At 39.7% G+C, this 19,298-nt stretch carries 17 protein-coding genes; 10 read left to right on the top strand and 7 right to left on the bottom strand.

Annotation, left to right across the window (positions count from 1 at the left end; all coding sequences use genetic code 11):
- Positions 1–130: 130 nt before the first annotated feature.
- From BLQ87_RS32665 to panC, 3 genes are all read right to left on the bottom strand, one after another.
- Positions 131–1,270, bottom strand: a complete 1,140-nt coding sequence (locus BLQ87_RS32665; protein ID WP_074613099.1) for an acyl-CoA dehydrogenase — start codon at positions 1,268–1,270, stop codon at positions 131–133.
- A 98-nt stretch (positions 1,271–1,368) separates the two neighbouring features.
- On the bottom strand, positions 1,369–1,719 hold the full coding sequence (gene panD, locus BLQ87_RS32660; RefSeq protein WP_073231878.1) for an aspartate 1-decarboxylase: 351 nt from the start codon (positions 1,717–1,719) through the stop codon (positions 1,369–1,371).
- Positions 1,720–1,763: 44 nt separating this feature from the next.
- On the bottom strand, positions 1,764–2,603 hold the full coding sequence (gene panC, locus BLQ87_RS32655; protein ID WP_074613098.1) for a pantoate--beta-alanine ligase: 840 nt from the start codon (positions 2,601–2,603) through the stop codon (positions 1,764–1,766).
- Positions 2,604–2,757: 154 nt separating this feature from the next.
- Between panC and BLQ87_RS32650 the strand changes: the two genes are divergently transcribed.
- The 3 genes from BLQ87_RS32650 (at position 2,758) to glmS (ending at position 7,027) form a co-directional block, all read left to right on the top strand.
- Entirely contained in the window at positions 2,758–3,582 is an 825-nt protein-coding gene (locus BLQ87_RS32650; protein WP_074613102.1) for a glycogen/starch synthase, read from the top strand.
- A 23-nt stretch (positions 3,583–3,605) separates the two neighbouring features.
- Complete coding sequence (locus BLQ87_RS32645; protein WP_074613097.1) at positions 3,606–5,114, top strand: DUF4270 domain-containing protein; 1,509 nt, start codon at positions 3,606–3,608, stop codon at positions 5,112–5,114.
- A 74-nt stretch (positions 5,115–5,188) separates the two neighbouring features.
- Positions 5,189–7,027 (top strand): glutamine--fructose-6-phosphate transaminase (isomerizing), encoded by a 1,839-nt coding sequence (gene glmS / locus BLQ87_RS32640; protein ID WP_074613096.1) that lies wholly within the window; start codon positions 5,189–5,191, stop codon positions 7,025–7,027.
- A 79-nt stretch (positions 7,028–7,106) separates the two neighbouring features.
- Here glmS and BLQ87_RS32635 read toward each other — a convergent pair whose 3' ends face one another.
- From BLQ87_RS32635 to mutY, 3 genes are read right to left on the bottom strand one after another with little or no spacing between them, the layout of a single operon-like run.
- Entirely contained in the window at positions 7,107–7,595 is a 489-nt protein-coding gene (locus tag BLQ87_RS32635; RefSeq protein ID WP_074613095.1) for a DinB family protein, read from the bottom strand.
- A gap of 2 nt (positions 7,596–7,597) precedes the next feature.
- Entirely contained in the window at positions 7,598–8,026 is a 429-nt protein-coding gene (locus BLQ87_RS32630) for a single-stranded DNA-binding protein (protein ID WP_069379262.1), read from the bottom strand.
- Between the two features lie 11 nt (positions 8,027–8,037).
- Positions 8,038–9,090: an A/G-specific adenine glycosylase gene (mutY, locus tag BLQ87_RS32625; protein WP_074613094.1), complete on the bottom strand. Its 1,053-nt coding sequence runs from the start codon at positions 9,088–9,090 to the stop codon at positions 8,038–8,040.
- Positions 9,091–9,262: 172 nt separating this feature from the next.
- Between mutY and BLQ87_RS32620 the strand changes: the two genes are divergently transcribed.
- From BLQ87_RS32620 to BLQ87_RS32590, 7 genes are all read left to right on the top strand, one after another.
- The gene (locus tag BLQ87_RS32620; protein WP_008240139.1) at positions 9,263–9,565 is read left to right on the top strand and encodes an HU family DNA-binding protein; all 303 of its coding nucleotides are present in this window, start codon (positions 9,263–9,265) and stop codon (positions 9,563–9,565) included.
- Positions 9,566–9,573: 8 nt separating this feature from the next.
- The gene (locus BLQ87_RS32615; RefSeq protein WP_074613093.1) at positions 9,574–10,446 is read left to right on the top strand and encodes a tetratricopeptide repeat protein; all 873 of its coding nucleotides are present in this window, start codon (positions 9,574–9,576) and stop codon (positions 10,444–10,446) included.
- Positions 10,447–10,694: 248 nt separating this feature from the next.
- A complete protein-coding gene (locus BLQ87_RS32610) occupies positions 10,695–12,245 on the top strand; it encodes an Rne/Rng family ribonuclease (RefSeq protein ID WP_074613092.1) in 1,551 nt (516 codons plus the stop codon).
- A gap of 115 nt (positions 12,246–12,360) precedes the next feature.
- Positions 12,361–13,737 (top strand): DNA repair protein RadA, encoded by a 1,377-nt coding sequence (gene radA, locus BLQ87_RS32605; protein WP_074613091.1) that lies wholly within the window; start codon positions 12,361–12,363, stop codon positions 13,735–13,737.
- A 400-nt stretch (positions 13,738–14,137) separates the two neighbouring features.
- A complete protein-coding gene (locus BLQ87_RS32600; protein ID WP_216857897.1) occupies positions 14,138–14,638 on the top strand; it encodes a DUF4920 domain-containing protein in 501 nt (166 codons plus the stop codon).
- A gap of 55 nt (positions 14,639–14,693) precedes the next feature.
- Positions 14,694–15,251, top strand: coding sequence for a LemA family protein (locus BLQ87_RS32595; RefSeq protein WP_074613090.1), 558 nt, complete (start codon positions 14,694–14,696; stop codon positions 15,249–15,251).
- The gene (locus tag BLQ87_RS32590) at positions 15,251–16,207 is read left to right on the top strand and encodes a DUF3137 domain-containing protein (protein WP_074613089.1); all 957 of its coding nucleotides are present in this window, start codon (positions 15,251–15,253) and stop codon (positions 16,205–16,207) included. Before BLQ87_RS32595 ends, BLQ87_RS32590 begins: the two co-directional genes overlap by 1 nt.
- 76 nt (positions 16,208–16,283) lie before the next feature.
- On the opposite strand, the gene carB is transcribed toward BLQ87_RS32590, so the two are convergent.
- Positions 16,284–19,100 (bottom strand): carbamoyl-phosphate synthase large subunit, encoded by a 2,817-nt coding sequence (gene carB, locus BLQ87_RS32585; protein ID WP_074613088.1) that lies wholly within the window; start codon positions 19,098–19,100, stop codon positions 16,284–16,286.
- Positions 19,101–19,298: the final 198 nt, after the last annotated feature.

Genomic DNA, 19,298 nt, shown 5'->3' with positions numbered 1-19,298 from the left:
ACTTGAGAAACTATATCGAGCTTCTCCTCAAATGTGTGTTTTGCCATAAATGATAAACCCCAAAAGTTTTTGTCCAACTTTTGGGGTTCACTTCAGAAAGGCTGCCCGCTTTAATATTAAGCTTAAATTTCTATTTTAAAATCTCTCTCGAGATCACCATTTTCTGAATTTCTGTAGTCCCTTCATAAATTTGGGTAATCTTGGCATCACGCATCATTCGTTCCACATGATATTCTTTAACAAAGCCATAACCACCATGGATCTGAACAGCCTCTACGGTAACATCCATTGCGACTTTCGAAGCATACAATTTCGCCATAGAGCCGGCTAAAGTATAAGGAAGCCCCTGGTCTTTCAACCAAGCTGCTTTATAAACCAGCAAACGTGCTGCCTCAATGGTTGTTGCCATATCTGCCAGCTTAAAGGCAATTGCCTGATGTTCGGAAATTGCTTTACCAAAAGATTTGCGCTGTTTGGAATATTCCAATGCCAACTCATAAGCACCTGCAGCAATCCCTAAGGCCTGCGCAGCAATACCAATACGGCCACCCTCCAGGGTTTTCATTGCAAACTTAAAGCCGAATCCATCTTCTCCGATTCTGTTTTCTTTAGGAACCTTCACATCATTAAACATCAATGAATGCGTGTCAGAACCACGAATACCCATTTTATTCTCTTTCGGGCCAATGGTAAAACCTTCCATTCCCTTTTCTACAATAAAGGCATTGATACCTCTGTGTTTCAAAGCGCGGTCGGTCTGTGCAATCACCAAATAAGTCGAAGCCGTACCTCCGTTCGTAATCCAGTTTTTGGTACCATTTAGCAAGTAATAATCTCCTTTATCTTCTGCTGTGGTCTGCTGTGAAGTCGCATCTGATCCGGCTTCAGGCTCTGATAAACAGAAAGCGCCGATCTTTTCGCCGGAAGCCAATGGTTTCAGGTATTTTTCTTTTTGAAATTCTGACCCATATGACTCCAGGCCATAACATACCAATGAATTATTGACAGAAACAACAACAGAAGCAGAAGCATCTATCTTAGATAGTTCTTCCATCACCAGGACATAAGATAACGCGTCTAAACCGCTACCATTATATTTTTCTGAAACCATCATTCCCAGAAAGCCCAACTCGCCAAGTTTTTTTACTTGCTCAGCAGGAAATTTCTGGTGCTCATCTCTCTCGATAACTCCTGGCTTAAGTTCATTCTGTGCGAAATCCCTTGCAGCCTTCTGGATCATCAATTGTTCTTCACTTAATTGAAATAGCATAATTATATAGATAAAAAAATACGTACGGCCAAATTTAGTATTTCTACGTCATTATTACTATGGCTGCATAGCATTATTTTACACAATATGGGTTATCGCTATTTTAAAAGATGATTATTGTCGTCAGGAAAAACAAGAATGGGATGATATTTCTTCGCCTCTTCTATTGGCAATGAACCGTAAGACATAATGATCAGGATGTCACCAACCTGAACTTTTCTGGCAGTAGCTCCGTTTAAACAAATTGTCCCGGTTCCACGTTCACCCTTGATCACATAGGTTTCAAAGCGCTCCCCATTATTATTGTTTACGATCTGCACCTTTTCATTGGCGATAATCTGGGCAGCATCCATCAGATCTTCATCGATGGTAATGCTTCCAACGTAATGTAATTCGGCCTGTGTTACTTTAACACGGTGTATTTTCGATTTTAATATCTCGATAATCATAATACAAAGTTAAAACTTTTGGGTTACTATAATATAGTGGTTTGTCAGTTGAGGAGCATATTATCGATGAGCCTGGTCTGGCCGACCTTTGCTGCGACTAAAGCCACAAGATTAGATTGATTTTTATCGTTTTCAGGAAGGAGTGTTTTCCCGTTTGCAATGGTGAAATAGTCCAATTCAACACCTGTTACCGCTGAGATCATCTCCTTCGCTTCTGCAAGGAGTACTGCAATTGTTTTTTCTTCAAAATGATCCTTCACATAACCCAGCGCCTTACTCAGAACCAGTGCATTTTCACGGTCTGTTTCATTTAAATGAATATTTCTGGAGCTCATGGCCAGGCCGTCTTCTTCCCTGACAATAGGACAGGAAATAATCTGCACAGGAAGTTTAAAATAAGCCACCATGTTTTCAATCATCAGCACTTGCTGAAAGTCCTTTTGTCCAAAGAAAGCAACATCCGGATTCACTGCATCAAAAAGTTTTTTTACAATCTGGGTAACCCCCTGATAGTGTCCTTTTCTAAACTCTCCTTCCAACAGAAACTCTGCCGGCCCCAGGTCAATATGCCATTGCTCCGTTCCCGGATACATCTCTTTTACCGAGGGCATAAACACCACATCACATCCTGCTTCGCGAAGCATTTGCATGTCATGCTCCAGAGGACGTGGATATTTTTCCAGGTCTTTAGGATCAGTAAATTGTGTTGGATTTACAAAAATACTGCAAACCACCACATCTGCATATTGCTGGGCAATATTGATGAGTGATACGTGTCCTTTGTGCAATGCACCCATTGTAGGCACTAAAGCAATTTTCTGTTGACCCAATTTTATTGGTTCAAGCAACGACTTTAACGCTGCGATGGTGTTTATAACTTTCAAACTAGCCTATAAAATTTCAAAGGGCAAAGTTGGTTATTTATCTATTCCAAACAAAACATCTTGCCTATATAATTGATAAATGTTATTATTTTGCTTACCTTTGCCCCTTGATAATCTTTTCTTTAACATAAATTTTTATTTACAGAATATGGAGATGGCAAAAACGAAGCTACTGATTGTTACACACGAGATGTCGCCTTTCCTTGAACTCACAAAAATTTCAGAAATAACCCGTCAACTACCTCAGGCAATGCAGGACAAAGGATTTGAAATCCGCATTTTGATGCCTAGATTCGGGAATATTAATGAAAGAAGGAACAGATTGCACGAAGTAATACGTCTTTCAGGAATGAACATTATCATCGATGATAATGACAACCCTTTAATTATTAAAGTTGCTTCTATCCCGGCTGCCCGTATGCAGGTATACTTCCTGGATAATGAAGATTATTTCCAACGCAAATACGTTTTTAGAGACAAGGAAGACAAATTCTATGCAGACAACGACGAAAGAACAATCTTCTTTTGTAAAGGCGCATTGGAAACTGTGAAAAAGTTAGGCTGGGCACCAGACATCGTGCACTGTCACGGATGGATGACCGCTTTAGTCCCGGCTTACATTAAAACTTCTTATAAGAATGATCCTACTTTCAAGAATTCTAAAGTAGTATATTCGATCTATGAGAATTGTTTTACAGAAAAACTTCATGCGGACCTTCATAAAAAGGCTGTAATGAACGCCATGACGCTTGAGGATACGAAAGTATTTGAAAATGCGGACTGTAACACCTTACATATCGGAGCCATAACTTACTCTGATGCAGTAGTATTAGCGAACGAAAACATCGATAGTAATGTGTTAAAATTTGTTAAAGATTCTAATAAACCAACTTTAGCTTATAATTTAACCGTCGATTTCGAAAACTTCTACGCTTTATATGAGGAGATTTCGGATGAAGAATTGGTTTCAATAGCATAAACTCAGGTATTATTAACTTAAATATGAAATTTTCAAAACAAGACTTATTAACCATGTTGATAGGTCTTTTTCTTTTTTCTTCTTGTAAAGATCCCAATACCATAGGTTTGGGTCAGGATGATTCTGCCATTAAAGGAGACCTGTATGACAATACTACGGTCACTTCTCAAACACAATTGGATGACGCGGCCAGCACAGCAAACCTGGAACGCTACCCGCTAGGCTTTATGACCGATCCTGTTTTTGGTGAGACTTTGGCAGGTACAGCAATGGTGGTCAATGCTCCGGGCACAAGCGCCGGTTCAACGGCAACAAGCAAATACAGATTTGGTAAAAATGCAGAATTGGATTCAGCTGTATTGATTTTAGGTTATGCGAAGGTCACCTCAGGTAGCTCAGTGATTACGCCGTTTTATGGCGATTCGACACAAACTTATACCTTCACTGTAGGCCAGATGACCCGCGACCTAACACAGGAACACAGCTTTCTTAGCTCTACAGAATGGGGTAAAGATGCTACTGAAATTTTAGGCACACTCGTTACGAACGATAAAAATCAGCCTCAAGGTGCCATTTATATCAAACCTTTAACACCTTTTAAAGTTACTGAGATTGTTGCCGGTAAACCCGACACACTAAGAACTGTGGTTCCACAGCTAAGAATCCGCTTAAATACAGCACTGATCCAAAGCAAGATCGTTAAAATGGATACACTTGCTTTTGACAAGGCTAACTTATTCACAGATAAATTCAGAGGATTATATGTAAGCGCAAAAGCCAGCGGAAAGGGTGGAATGATATTCTTCAACTTCGCAGATACCACCTCAAGATTACAACTTTATTATAAAAGAGATGGCAAAACCCTGGCTACAAGAGACACCGCTTCTATAAATTTCCCAATCAGACAAGGTATCGGACCGATCCTAGCTTACGTGAAGCACACCTATACCAACCCAGACATTAAAGCTCAGTTGGAAGACAATAGCGGTAAACAATATGAACAAACCTATTTACAGGCACTATCAGGACTGAGAAATAAGGTTAGTTTTAATTTCGATGATTTCAAAGCAAAGCTGGGAGGTGCCAAAGTGGCCATCAATAAAGCTGAGCTTGTAGTGGACGTTACGCCAGATGGCGATGCGCATTTTAAACCGGCACCAAGACTAAGACTATACAGTTATGATGTGGCCGGATTACGTCAAAAAATCTCAGATAACAATCCTGGCTCGCAGAGCAATCCTAACGGTGATCCAAGGGGAGTTAGTGACATTGAATTCGGTGGGTATTTCGATTCTGTAAACAGCAGGTACATTTTTACCGTAACCAGCTACGTTCAGGATCTCGTTAGTGGCAAAACCAAAGACTATGGAACTTTCTTATCACCTGCCCCGCTTATATATCCTGCAAACACGGCTCCCTGGGAACCATTGGCAACTTCTGCAGAACGGTCAATATTAACCGGCCCTAAAAAAGATGCTGCAGCAGCGACAAAAAGAATGAAACTAAATATCTTCTATACCAAACTGAAATAATTTAACAAGAGACCTATTCATATCCCCCGAGATTCATTAATTTCGGGGGATTTATTTTTTAAAACATAATTTTTATGTGTGGAATAGTTGGTTATATAGGCCATAGAGAAGCTTGGCCGATCGTCCTTAAAGGACTAAAAAGATTAGAATACCGTGGCTATGACAGTGCTGGAATTGCATTAATCAATGATACAGGTCTGAATATTTATAAGAAAGCAGGGAAGGTCCTGGAGCTGGAAAATTTTTCCGAAGGCAAGGATCTGTCAGGTACAATAGGTATCGGACATACACGTTGGGCAACTCACGGTGCTCCTTCCGATAGGAACTCACATCCCCATACTTCAAATAATGGCAAATTAACGATCATTCACAATGGAATCATAGAAAACTATGCAACCCTAAAAGAAGAACTGATCCAAAGAGGCCATGAATTTAAAAGTGATACGGACACAGAGGTTCTTGTACACCTGATAGAAGAGATCTATAAAAACGAAGGTACAGACCTTTTGGAAGCAGTCAGAATTGCCTTAAATGAGGTTACTGGAGCTTATGCCATTGTATTGATGGACGAAGATCATCCTGATCAGCTGATTGCGGCAAGAAAAGGAAGTCCCTTAGTGATCGGAGTTGGAGCAGGCGAATATTTTATCGCTTCCGACGCAACGCCAATTGTAGAGTACACAAAAAATGTAATTTACCTGAATGACAATGAGATTGCATTCCTGAAGCGTGATGAATTATTGATAAAACGTCTCGATAACGTCGTACAGACACCTTATATCCAAGCCCTGGAATTAAAGCTGGAGATGCTGGAAAAAGGTGGCTATGAGCATTTCATGCTTAAAGAAATCTTCGAGCAATCACGTTCCATCAGAGACTGTATGCGAGGAAGAATCTATCCTAATGAAGGAATTGTTCAGCTTGGTGGGATCAAAGAGTATGCAGAGAAGTTAAAGAACGTAGACAGAATCATTATTGTTGCTTGTGGTACATCATGGCATGCAGGTTTAGTTGCCGAATATCTGATTGAGGAATATGCGCGGATACCTGTTGAAGTAGAATATGCTTCTGAATTCAGGTACAGAAATCCCATCATTACGGAGAAAGATGTAGTGATTGCCATTTCTCAATCCGGAGAAACCGCAGATACAATGGCTGCAATCGAAATGGCAAAAGAAAGAGGTGCCACTATTTTTGGCGTGTGTAATGTAGTAGGTTCCTCAATTCCAAGATTGACTCATGCAGGCGTTTATACCCATGTGGGCCCTGAAATCGGCGTAGCTTCGACCAAAGCATTTACCGGACAGGTAACCGTACTTACACTGATGGCCTTCTACATGGCGCAGCAAAAGGGTACAGTTAGCCATTCAAAACTGGTGGAACTGCTTACGGAATTAGATTGTATTCCTGATAAAATTCAAAAAGCCCTGGAATCTAACGAGATGATTCAGGAAATTGCGGCAAAATTCAAAGATTCAAGAAACTGTTTGTTCCTCGGTAGAGGTAGCGGTTTCCCTGTCGCACTGGAAGGCGCTTTAAAGCTCAAGGAGATCTCTTATATCCACGCGGAAGGATATCCGGCCGCTGAGATGAAACACGGCCCTATCGCCTTAATTGACGAAGAAATGCCTGTAGTGGTGATTGCAACAAAAAATTCATCTTATGAAAAAGTAATCAGCAACATTCAGGAGGTGAAGGCAAGAAAAGGAATTGTTCTTGCAATCGTTACTGAAGGGGATACCGAAGTGAAGAAAATGGCGGATTACTGCATCGAAATACCAGATTCAAGTGAAGCCTTTTTACCATTGCTGGCGACTATACCGCTACAGTTACTTTCTTATCATATCGCATTGTTGCGTGGATGTAATGTAGATCAGCCAAGAAATCTTGCAAAATCAGTTACAGTAGAGTAACAATTAAGGTATGATATCATGGCCTTCAACACGGGAATATTAGCGTCCCCGTATTGAAGGCCATTTTTTTATTTTCGTCTTATTGTCCCGGACGATTCAGTAAAAATTTAAATTTTTCTATTTGTCTGTGATGTCGTAAGATATGCACGATCGCATGTTCTGTTAGCTGTTCTATATCATAAAGCTGCTCCCATCCAGTCATAATTTTCCCGGAAGTGTCAAACTCCTCCAATTCACTATCGTCCACCTCCACGAAAACCCTCAGATTAAACGCGAAAGCATCTTTAAGGTCTTGAACATAATCTGAAGCATTGGTATGCAGTCTTTCTTCAGGTCTGGTATATTTTCTTCCTTTGAGTTCGTGAATATAAACGGCATAGCTGTAGGAACTGCTCACTACATGGGTCAAAATCGTTTGTATGGACTTACAATCCTCTTCATCAGGCAACACCACGGTAACAAGATCCTCATCAGATAAATCTTCAATACTTTTCTGCAACGCTACAATAGCGTCTTCGTAAACATCCAGCAATGCTCCTTTTGCACCTTTTCTGGTCAGCCTTTGCATCTCTAAAAGGGCAGATCTCCTGAAACCTCATTCGGATCAAGATATTCTGTTTCACTTTTTGGAGTGGTATTTTCATTACTTACAGGGGTGTGCTCAAAGTCACTCTTCCTACCCAGAATAGTAAAGTTTTCCGCGACCACTTCAGTCACATATTTTTTAACTTTTTCTCTGTCCTCAAAAGAACGCGTACGTAGCTTTCCTTCAATGTATACCAGCTTTCCCTTTTGCAAATACTTAGATGCAACTTCTGCAAGTCCTCTCCACAAAACAATATTATGCCATTCTGTCTGCTCAATGCGCTTACCATCTTTGTTATAAGTCTCTGATGTTGCCAATGGAAAACTAGCTACAGTGACTCCTCCTTCTAAATGTCTAACTTCAGGATCTTTGCCCAAATGTCCGACTAAAATAACTTTGTTAATACCTGACATGAAATATAATTTTACTGTTTAATTGAATTGGAGATCATAAAATTTGTAATCACTTTTGGTTGGGGCAACTCCTCAAACGCTGCAAGAGAAACCCATTTTATTTCTGCATTCATATTAAAGTTAATGATATAATTGTCTAAAGCAAAAAATTGAACATATATAGTTTGGTGAGTTAGCAAATGTTTTTGCTTCGCTAAAGGCGCTATAATACAGGCCTCTCCAAAGTTCGTTTTCAGTTTAGTCAGGAATTGCTCCTGATCCTCCAGGTATGGATTCTCAGTCTCAATCAATGGAAAATCATAAAGTTCCTGCCAGACATCTCCTGCTGTTCTTTTGTTCACCAACAACTGCCCTCCGTCAAAACAGACAAAATAATTGAAATACCTGGTCCGCTTCTTCAATTTCTTTAATTTGAGGGGCAACAAGCTCACCCTATCATTTGTTTTGGCATAACATCCGGATTGAACCGGACAATTACCACAGTCAGGCGATTTTGGCTTGCATTGTAAAGCACCAAATTCCATAATGGCCTGGTTGTACAAAGAAGGCTGCTGATCTTCGATCAACGCTTGCGCAAGTTCATTAAACTGTTTTTTCCCTTCAGTACTATTGATCGCAGTCTCTATTCCAAAATATCGAGACAATACCCGAAAAACATTTCCATCCAACACGGCTTTAGATTCGTTAGCAGAAAAAGAAGAAATTGCGGCAGCAGTATACTCCCCCACTCCTTTTAACTGAATAAGGTCATCGTACTTCCGCGGAAAAATACCTGCGTGTGAATCCCTGATTTGCCTTGCAGTAAAAAGCATATTCCTTCCACGGGAATAATATCCTAAACCCTGCCACAGTTTAAGGATTTGGGTTTCTGTAGCATTGGCAAAATCAGTTACTGTAGGATAACTTTGTAAAAAGTTATTAAAATAAGGCAGGCCTTGTTCTACTCTTGTCTGTTGTAAAATGATTTCCGAAAGCCAAATCACATAAGCATCAGTAGTATCCCTCCAGGGAAGTGCTCTTTTATTAATTAAATACCATTTTACGATTTCTGTCTGAAAACTCATAACCACAAAAATACGCGCTAAATATTTGTTTTTACTAAAACTTGCAATTCGGTGATACAACCGGCGACAAATAAATCATCTTTTATTTTCCTATCTCATTAAAAAGCAATACTTTTGCAACCCCAAAACACTTATAAAGTATATAACACACTATAAATTAATAACAGAGAATATGACTAAGGCAGATATTATTTCAGAAATATCAACGAAAACAGGAATTGAAAAGGTAGATGTACAAGAAACCGTTGAGGCATTTTTCAAGGTCATCAAAAACAGCATGATTGGTGGCGAAAATGTATATGTTAGGGGTTTTGGTAGTTTTGTTGTTAAAAAGAGAGCACAAAAAACTGCGAGAAATATTTCTAAAAACACTGCAATTATTATCCCGGAGCACTTTGTGCCAAGCTTTAAACCAGCAAAAGTGTTTGTTGATAAAGTAAAGAATAATTCAAAAAAAGTTAGCGTAGAAGCTTAATTATCATCATGATAAACAGTATCCGATCTAAACAGGCCATTTTAATAGGAGCAGTAGTTTTGCTCATTGCGTTCTTGTTTACAAGGGATATTAAGGGTTTAGTGAAGCCAAAAGAACAAACCAGCAGCACTCCTGCCGGTAGTCAGATGGCGGCTCAGGCTCCAGCAACAGCTGAAATCAACCTTGAGGAGGTTTCAACTGCCGCTAAGAACATGATTAAAGCTCCATTAGCGGCCGAAATCACCACACTTGAAACTGCATATAAATCTGCTTCTGAAAGCGATAAAGCCAAAGAAGCTAAATTACTTGCGAAAAAGTGGGATGATTTAGAGCAATCGGTTCCAAGTGCATTGTACCTGGAAATCGTAGCCAATAAGGAGCAAACGTTAAACAATTGGTTAGCTGCCGGAGATACATTTATGAAGGCATTTGACAATACCCGTGACAGTTTACTACAACCTGCACTTTTGCAAAAAGCCAACGCTTCTTACAGTAGTGCAATGAAAATAGACTCAAACAGTAACGACGCTAAGACAGGCCTGGGAATCACTATCGTTAACGGTATGGGAGCTCCAATGTCAGGAATAGCCATGTTAATGGATGTTGTAAAGAAAGATCCAAAGAACTTAAAAGCAAATATGAGCTTAGGGACTTTCGCTATGAAGTCGGGACAGTTTGACAAAGCAATTATCAGGTTCAAAAGCATTATTGCTATGAAGCCCTCTCCTGACGCCTATTTCTATCTGGGAACGTCTTATGAAAACCTGGGAAAGAATACTGAAGCTATCGATGCCTACGAAAAGAGTAAAAAATTAGCAGCAAATGCTACATTATCAAAATTCATTGATGATAAGGTGATTGCGTTAAAGAATAAAAATTAATAAACAGATTTAATAAAAATATTTAAAACCTAAGATTATGCCAAGCGGTAAAAAAAGAAAAAGACATAAAATGGCTACCCACAAACGTAAAAAACGTTTAAGAAAAAACAGACATAAGAAAAAATAGTTTTCTTCATGTTTTGCTCAACAATTAAGGCTAGGATTTGATCGTAGCCTTAATTGTTGGTAGCAACGTTTTTTATTGTCCATGTGTTAATAAGGCTTAAAAGCCTTAAAATCTGTAGCTTTTGGTAAAGGAACTAATTATAGATTCATCTCCTTCGGGAGTAACCATAGCTTTAGTTGAAGACAAACAACTTGTAGAACTTCATAAGGAACACATCAATAACAATTACGCCGTAGGCGATATTTATTTAGGCCGCATAAAGAAAATTATGCCCGGCCTGAATGCTGCGTTCGTTGATGTGGGTTACGAAAAGGATGCCTTTTTGCATTATTTCGACCTTGGTCCGCAAGTACAATCTTTGATAAAGCTTACTAAAATCAAGCGTAACGGCTCTGTTAGCGGAACTCTATTAGATAATTTCAAGCTAGAAGGAGATATTAACAAAGCCGGGAAGATCTCCGAAGTGGTCAGCAAGAATCTTGTGCTGCCAGTTCAAATCGCCAAAGAACCAATTTCAACAAAGGGACCACGCTTAAGTTCTGACCTATCTATAGCGGGACGCTATATTGTACTGGTTCCCTTCTCTAATGTCATTTCGATTTCCAAAAAAATTAAAAGCAATACTGAACGTAATCGTTTAAAAAAGATTATCGAAAGTATCAAGCCTAAGAACTTTGGGGTCATCATTAGAACGGTTTCTGAAGGCAAGGGTGTAGCCGAACTTCAAAAAGACCTTTTAGACTCTGTTGCTAAATGGGAAAACTTCATTAAAAAGTTACCCGATGCAGAGCCTTCAAAGCGTGTTTGGGGAGAGATGGACCGCACTTCTACGCTGATCCGTGATATTTTAAGTACTGACTTCACTAATGTTTATGTGAACGATAGTAACCTTTTTGAAGATATCCGTTCTTATGTACATGAAATCTCTCCGGAGATGGAAAAGATCGTCAAGATCTATAAGCATAAAGAGCCTATCTTTGAACATTTCGGAATTGAGAAGCAAATAAAAAATGCTTTTGGAAAAACCGTAAACCTGGCCGGTGGCGCTTACCTCGTGGTAGAGCATACGGAAGCTTTGCATGTTGTTGACGTAAATAGCGGAAACAGAACTGCAAGCAAAGAAAATCAGGAAGAAAATGCGCTTCAGGTAAATAAAGAAGCGGCAAAAGAAATTGCAAGACAACTGCGTTTACGTGATATGGGAGGGATTGTCGTGATCGATTTTATCGATATGCACAAACCTGTTAACCGTAAAATGTTATTCGACTACCTAAAGGAATTAATGCTCTTGGACCGTGCCAAGCATACCATTCTTCCTCCAAGTAAGTTTGGCCTTGTTCAAATCACCCGTCAGCGTGTCAGACCGGAGATGAACATAGTCACCAGTGAAAAATGCCCAACCTGTGACGGTACGGGTGAAATTAAGGCCAGCATTGTTTTGATGGATGATATCGAAAACAATCTGAACTATATTTTGCAGGAGCAAAACGAAAAAAATATTACACTTTGTGTACACCCTTATATTGAGGCTTACATCAAAAAAGGGTTCATATCTTTACAATGGAAGTGGTTCTTTAAATTCGGTCAAAGAATCAAAATCAAAGCTGTTCCATCGTATAACCTAACGGAATTCCATTTTATTTCTTCTAAAGACGAAGAGATCAAATTATAATCACGGTTTAAATTTCTTTTAACAGGCCTGCTCCCATCGGATCAGGCCTGTTTTATTTTAGCACTGTTTTTATAGAATTAAGCCTAAATTTGTGACTCACTAAAACCTCTGTCAATTGGCTAAAACTAAATCAGCATATTTTTGTCAGAGTTGCGGATATGAATCGGCTAAATGGCTTGGTAAATGCCCTTCATGCAACTCCTGGAATACCTTTGTGGAAGAGATTACAGAAAAAGCAGGATCTAAAGTTCCCGCCTGGAAAACCTCTACAGGGACTACACGCGTAAACAAACCCAATAAAGTAGGTAATATTCCCTCGATAACAGAGGAAAGAATTCTTACTGGCGATCAGGAACTGGATAGGGTTCTTGGTGGTGGTCTGGTTGCAGGATCGGTCATCCTCATCGGTGGAGAACCTGGAATAGGGAAGTCAACCTTAATGCTCCAGCTGGCGTTAAACATATCAGGAAAAAAAATTCTGTATATCTCTGGCGAAGAGAGTGAACAACAGATCAAAATGAGAGCGGAGCGCATCACTTCTGTACCCAGGGCCGATTGCTATATCCTCACAGAAACTTCTACACAAAATATATTTAAACAGATAGAAGAACTGGAACCCGATTTATTAATCGTAGATTCTATTCAAACCCTTCACTCAGCCCATATTGACTCTACCCCAGGGAGTGTATCACAGGTAAGGGAATGTACAGCAGAACTACTTAGATTTGCTAAAGAAACAGATACACCAGTATTTCTAATTGGCCATATCACGAAAGATGGAACCATCGCCGGGCCAAAAATTCTGGAGCATATGGTAGATACCGTTTTACAGTTTGAAGGAGACAGACATCATGTCTACCGGATTCTACGCTCCATAAAGAACCGGTTCGGTGCAGCAGCCGAACTTGGGATATACGCCATGCACAGCAGTGGACTAAGGCAAGTCTCCAATCCTTCAGAAATCCTGCTTTCACAACGTGATGAAGAACTGAGTGGAATTGCTATATCAGCCACATTAGAAGGCGCAAGGCCGATGCTAATAGAAACGCAAGCCTTAGTAAGCACGGCCGCATATGGAACCCCGCAACGATCAGCCAATGGCTTTGATACAAAAAGAATGAATATGCTCCTTGCAGTTCTTGAGAAAAGATGCGGTTTCAGGCTAAGTACCAGAGATGTGTTCTTAAACATCGCAGGCGGAATTAAGGTCGAGGATCCAGCGATTGATCTCGCGATTTTAGTCGCCATCATCTCTTCTCATGAAGATATATTTATTTCTTCTAAAATATGCTTTGCTGCAGAGGTGGGACTTTCAGGAGAAATAAGAGCCGTAAACAGAATTGAACAACGCATCTCAGAAGCAGAAAAACTCGGCTTTGAAAGAATTTTCATTTCAAATTATAATATGAAAGGTTTGATTACGGAACGTTATAAAATTGAACTCAGTCCGGTGAGTAAAATAGAAGATGTTTTCTCCTTACTATTTGGATAATTCAATCGTGCCAAAAACGCCCAATATGTAGAAACAAATGATCTATTTCTACATATTGGGCATTTTTTTCCCCGTTCTATTTTTTCATGTAAAATTAACAATTTTTAAATATAGCTGTATATTAACTAGTTACGAGTATCGGTGAGCATTTTTTAAACTTGGCCTATTAGTTGCCATATACTTGGTGTTAATCATTTATGAATTAACAAACAATAGGGATGATTATCCTCGTTATCGTCAGATAACGAGGATTTTTTATTTATACTCTTTTTTCCTTTCCTGAATATATTTTAGATATTTTTACATTAATTAAATACAAGAACCTCACACGGTTACTATTTTCAAAAGACGAACCGAGATGAACTGCCCGGGTAGCTAAAGCAGGAAAATTCAATGAGGAATGTTAAATAAATCTAAAAAGAAAAATATCATGATAAAAAAAACGCTTCTAAGCATCTCTTTCTGTGCTTTATCAATTTGTGCTATAGCGCAGGAAACACCCGCTGTTAAGAATAAATCATTTGGACAAGGAGTTACTTCCGGGAATCTACTCCCTATAGAAAAAATGGAATCTGCAATGGGCGACAAAAAAACGGCCGAAATGAAAGTTACCGGAGAGGTTGTTGAAGTCTGCAAAAAAAAGGGCTGTTGGATGACTTTAAAAACCTCTTCAGGAGAATCAATCCGCATCACTTTTAAAGATTATGCATTTTTCATGCCTATGGATATTGTAGGAAAAAAAGTAGCTCTTGATGGTATTGCAAAAAAACAAACGATCTCAGTAGAGACCTTACGCCACTATGCCGAGGATGCACATAAATCCGCAGAAGAAGTAGCAAAAATTACTGAGCCAGAAAAAGAACTGGCATTTGAAGCCAAAGGAGTCCTTATCTTAAACTAACCTTAGTAGAAAACTATATAATAGGGATTATTTAACCTTTTTAACAAAGAAAAACATGATCATAGGTGCTGTTATACTTGTCATCCTTGCTTTACTGGGAATCTCTTTTTACAATTCTTTGATCGCAAAGAAAAATCAAGTCAACAATGCCTTTTCTGCAATAGATGTAATGTTAAAAAAACGTTTTGACTTATTACCAAATCTGATTGAGACTGTAAAACAATACATGCAACATGAAGAAAGTGTACTGACAAAAGTAGTGGAACTCAGAAGCCGCGCCTTTGCACCCAACATCAGTAATGAAGAAAAACTGGACATAGACAAACAACTGAGCTCAGCAGTCAGAGCACTTATGGTCAATGTAGAAAGCTATCCGGACTTAAAAGCAAATCAAAGTTTTTTAAACCTGCAAAGTACATGGACGGAAAGCGAGGAACAGATTGCCGCTTCCAGAAGAGCCTACAATGCTTCGGTTACGGACTACAACAACGCCATTATGATGTTTCCGGGAAGTATTTTCGCAGGAATGTTAAATTACCAACAGATTGCGGTTCTGGCCAATACAGAAGAAGAGCGAAAGAACATCAGCGCCAGAGAGCTCTTCAATAATTAATGATTCCCGAGATTGAAGATGCGGCTTCCAGGCAACGGATTTTAACTGAGCTGGAAGCTTTACGTAAAGAAATTTACGGCATAAAAATCAAAAATTACTCCATCATTGGAATAGCCGTTCTGATCATCATACTCGGCATTGTTTTCAAAGAACTTATCCTTGCTATTCTGCTTGGCATTCCGATACTCATTTATGGATTTGTAATGCACAGCAAAGCCGGGCCAAAAGAAACACAATACCGATACTCCTACAAACACGCTCTCTTGGCCTATGCCTTGAGAGCCATAGATGACAGTCTTAAGATCGATGACCTGCAGGCTTTATCTGAAGAAGCTTTTATTTCCTCCCGACTCTTTGCCAAAGCACCCGAACGATATCAGAGCGAAGATCAGGTATACGGTTTCGCTGGAAAAACAAAATTCAGTTTCTCAGAAGTACATGCAGAATACAAAACGGTTACTCAAACTAAGAATGGCCAGCGTGTAGATTGGCACGATATTCTAAAAGGTATCGTTTTCAGCGCTGATTTCAACAAAAATTTTAACGGAACAACCATGGTCAGGCCAAAGGATTTCAGCGCTGTATTTGGCGCCTGGATTTCAACAGCCCTTCCCATATTCGCTTCCGGAGAAGTGGTTAAACTGGAAAACCCGGACTTTGATAAAAACTTCATTACTTATTCAAACGATCAGGTCGAAGCCCGGTACATTTTAACACCTTCCATGATGGAACGGATTTCTGAACTAAACAAACGTTCACAAGACACCATTAGCCTATCGTTCACAGGCAGTCTTGTGTACATTGCTTTTCCACTAAACGGAAACTACTTTGAACCTTCCTTTTCCATGAGCTTACTCGACGAAAATCTTCTTCAAAAGGATATTGAACTAGTTGAGTTCATGTATGGGATTGTGAACGAACTTGATTTGAATACCCGCATCTGGGGGAAAAACTAATACCTACTCCCCGTCCATAGCTCATGAAACAAAATTCTATGTAAAATAAAAAAGTCCCTTTCGGGACTTTTTTATTTTATTTCGACAGGTACATCGATTTGTCTTTATATAGTTTTCTGAAGTAAGGATCTTCCAGATTCTTGATAAATCTGATAGCCTCACCTGTAGACTTCATCTCCGGACCTAACTCCTTCGCTACTTCAGGGAATTTATCAAAAGAGAATACAGGTTCCTTTATCGCATAGCCTTCCAGCTTTCTTACTATCGTGAAATCTTTTAGTTTATTTGCACCTAGCATCACTTTAGCGGCAATATTGATATAAGGAACATCATAAGCCTTAGCAATGAAAGGAACTGTCCTGGAAGCCCTTGGATTTGCTTCGATTACATAAACCTTCTCATCTTTTACCGCGAACTGAATATTCAACAATCCAATTACATTTAATGCTCTTGCGATTTTCTTTGAGTAGACTTCCATATCATTCATTACCTTTTCAGATAGGCTGAATGGAGGCAATACCGCGCTCGAATCACCGGAGTGAATTCCTGCAGGCTCAATATGCTCCATTAACCCAATGATATGTACATCATCTCCATCACAGATAGAATCAGATTCTGTTTCTTCTGCTCTGTCCAGAAAATGATCAATTAGCACCCGGTTTCCCGGAAGATCACCTAATAGTTTAACTACCGCCTTCTCCAGATCCTCATCATTAATCACAATACTCATCCCCTGTCCACCCAGTACATAACTTGGCCTTACCAATACCGGGTATCCTACTTCCTTAGCAACAATGATCGCCTCCTCGGCATTTTCTGCAACACCATATTTCGGGTAAGGAATCTCTAATTCTTTAAGGAGGTCTGAGAAACGGCCCCTGTCTTCAGCAACGTCCATATCGTTGTAAGAGGTACCGATGATCCTAATTCCGTTCTCTTGTAGTTTCTCTGCCATTTTTAAAGCAGTTTGCCCACCCAACTGAACGATTACACCTTCTGGTTTTTCCAGTTCAATGATCTCGCGAACATGTTCCCAGAATACCGGTTCAAAGTATAGCTTATCAGCCATATTGAAATCCGTAGATACCGTCTCAGGATTACAGTTGATCATGATCGCCTCATAACCGCTTTCTTTCGCAGCAAGCAAACCATGTACACAAGAGTAATCAAATTCAATTCCTTGTCCGATACGGTTAGGTCCTGAGCCAAGTACAATCACTTTTTTCTTATCAGATGGAGTCGATTCATTCTCTTCTTCAAATGTAGAATAGTAATATGGGGTCTGTGCGGCAAATTCAGCAGCACAAGTATCTACCATTTTATAAACGCGCTTGATGCCTAATGACTTTCTGCGTTCGTAAACCTCATCCTCCGTTACATTACCAAGCAGGTAAGCAATCTGGATATCTGAGAATCCCTTTTGTTTTAGTGTGAAGAAGAAATCCTTAGGAACATTGTTCAAAGAATATCTTTTTAACTCTGTTTCGAGATGTACAAGCTCCTGAATCTGCGCAAGGAACCATTTATCAATTTTGGTTACTTTACGGATAGATTCCAGAGGAACACCCATACTCATTGCATCTTTGATTAAGAACAAGCGATTCCAGCTTGGGTGCTCCAATCCGTGCATGATCTCTTCAATGCTTCTGTTATGTTTACCATCCGCACCCAGTCCGGCTCTGCCAATTTCTAAACTCTGACAGGCTTTCTGTAATGCTTCGATGAAACTGCGACCAATTGACATCACTTCACCCACAGATTTCATCTGCAATCCAAGTTCCATATTGGCACCTTTAAATTTATCAAAGTTCCAGCGTGGTACTTTTACGATTACATAATCTAAAGTAGGCTCGAAGTAAGCAGAGGTTGTTTTTGTAATTTGATTCTCGATCTCATCTAAGTTATAACCGATGGCTAACTTCGAGGCAATCTTAGCGATAGGATATCCGGTTGCCTTACTTGCCAATGCGGAAGAGCGTGATACCCTTGGGTTGATCTCGATCGCAATGATATCGTCGTTATCAGGATTTACAGAGAACTGAACGTTACATCCTCCAGCGAAATTACCAATAGCGCGCATCATTTTAATGGCTTGGTTACGCATGTCCTGGTAGCAACGGTCCGATAAGGTCATTGCCGGTGCTACAGTAATGGAGTCTCCGGTGTGGATTCCCATTGGATCAAAGTTTTCGATTGAGCAGATGATGATCACATTGTCATTACTGTCTCTCAGTAATTCCAGTTCATATTCTTTCCATCCCAATACCGCTTTTTCCACCAATACCTCGTGTGTTGGAGAAGCTTCCAGTCCACGTTGTAAAGCGTGGTCAAATTCTTCTTTTTTATGCACAAAGCCTCCGCCTGAACCTCCCAATGTATAAGAAGGGCGAATTACCAGTGGATAACCGATTTCCTGAGCAGCTTCTTTACCTTCCAGGAAAGAGTTAGCAATTCTGGATGGCGCTACACCTACACCTATATCAATCATTAACTGACGGAAGGCTTCCCTGTTTTCGGTTTTTTCAATCGCGGCAACGTCTACCCCGATTACCCTTACTCCATATTTTTCCCAGACACCGCGTTCTTCTGCCTCTTTACAAAGGTTCAAAGCGGTTTGTCCGCCCATAGTAGGCAAAACTGCATCGATTTTACGTTCTATTAAAATCTGCTCAATGGAGTCTACCGTTAAAGGCCACAGGTAAACATGGTCCCCAATCACCTTGTCGGTCATGATGGTTGCAGGATTAGAGTTGATGATCGAAACTTCAATCCCCTCTTCCTTTAAGGATAAGGCAGCTTGAGATCCTGAATAATCAAATTCACAGGCTTGACCAATGATAATAGGTCCCGATCCGATAATTAATACTGAGCGTATGGAGGTGTCTTTAGGCATAAGGCTTTAAAAAGTCTAAAGTTATATAAGTGAAATTGGTAAAAAATGCGTTCTAAAAGACCAGAATAGTCTTGAGATTTTCTGTGCTGGTAAGTATGGAAATTCCCGACTCTTCTGTCGGGATGCAAAGTTACGTTTTTGAACATTAAAAATAAGGTGTTTTTAAAAAAAACGTTCAAATAAAAAAGGGCTATCTGA

The organism is Pedobacter steynii, from assembly GCF_900103665.1.
Classification (GTDB): Bacteria; Bacteroidota; Bacteroidia; order Sphingobacteriales; family Sphingobacteriaceae; genus Pedobacter; species Pedobacter steynii.
This window is presented reverse-complemented; position numbering and strand designations above follow the sequence as displayed.

Coding starts and splice junctions, on each gene's coding strand:
- BLQ87_RS32665 (WP_074613099.1), bottom strand. CDS start 1,270: ATGCTATTTCAATTAAGTGAAGAACAATTGATGATCCAGAAGGCTGCA.
- panD (WP_073231878.1), bottom strand. CDS start 1,719: ATGATTATCGAGATATTAAAATCGAAAATACACCGTGTTAAAGTAACA.
- BLQ87_RS32650 (WP_074613102.1), top strand. CDS start 2,758: ATGGCAAAAACGAAGCTACTGATTGTTACACACGAGATGTCGCCTTTC.
- BLQ87_RS32645 (WP_074613097.1), top strand. CDS start 3,606: ATGAAATTTTCAAAACAAGACTTATTAACCATGTTGATAGGTCTTTTT.
- glmS (WP_074613096.1), top strand. CDS start 5,189: ATGTGTGGAATAGTTGGTTATATAGGCCATAGAGAAGCTTGGCCGATC.
- BLQ87_RS32635 (WP_074613095.1), bottom strand. CDS start 7,595: ATGCAAAGGCTGACCAGAAAAGGTGCAAAAGGAGCATTGCTGGATGTT.
- BLQ87_RS32630 (WP_069379262.1), bottom strand. CDS start 8,026: ATGTCAGGTATTAACAAAGTTATTTTAGTCGGACATTTGGGCAAAGAT.
- mutY (WP_074613094.1), bottom strand. CDS start 9,090: ATGAGTTTTCAGACAGAAATCGTAAAATGGTATTTAATTAATAAAAGA.
- BLQ87_RS32620 (WP_008240139.1), top strand. CDS start 9,263: ATGACTAAGGCAGATATTATTTCAGAAATATCAACGAAAACAGGAATT.
- BLQ87_RS32615 (WP_074613093.1), top strand. CDS start 9,574: ATGATAAACAGTATCCGATCTAAACAGGCCATTTTAATAGGAGCAGTA.
- BLQ87_RS32600 (WP_216857897.1), top strand. CDS start 14,138: ATGTTAAATAAATCTAAAAAGAAAAATATCATGATAAAAAAAACGCTT.
- BLQ87_RS32595 (WP_074613090.1), top strand. CDS start 14,694: ATGATCATAGGTGCTGTTATACTTGTCATCCTTGCTTTACTGGGAATC.
- BLQ87_RS32590 (WP_074613089.1), top strand. CDS start 15,251: ATGATTCCCGAGATTGAAGATGCGGCTTCCAGGCAACGGATTTTAACT.
- carB (WP_074613088.1), bottom strand. CDS start 19,100: ATGCCTAAAGACACCTCCATACGCTCAGTATTAATTATCGGATCGGGA.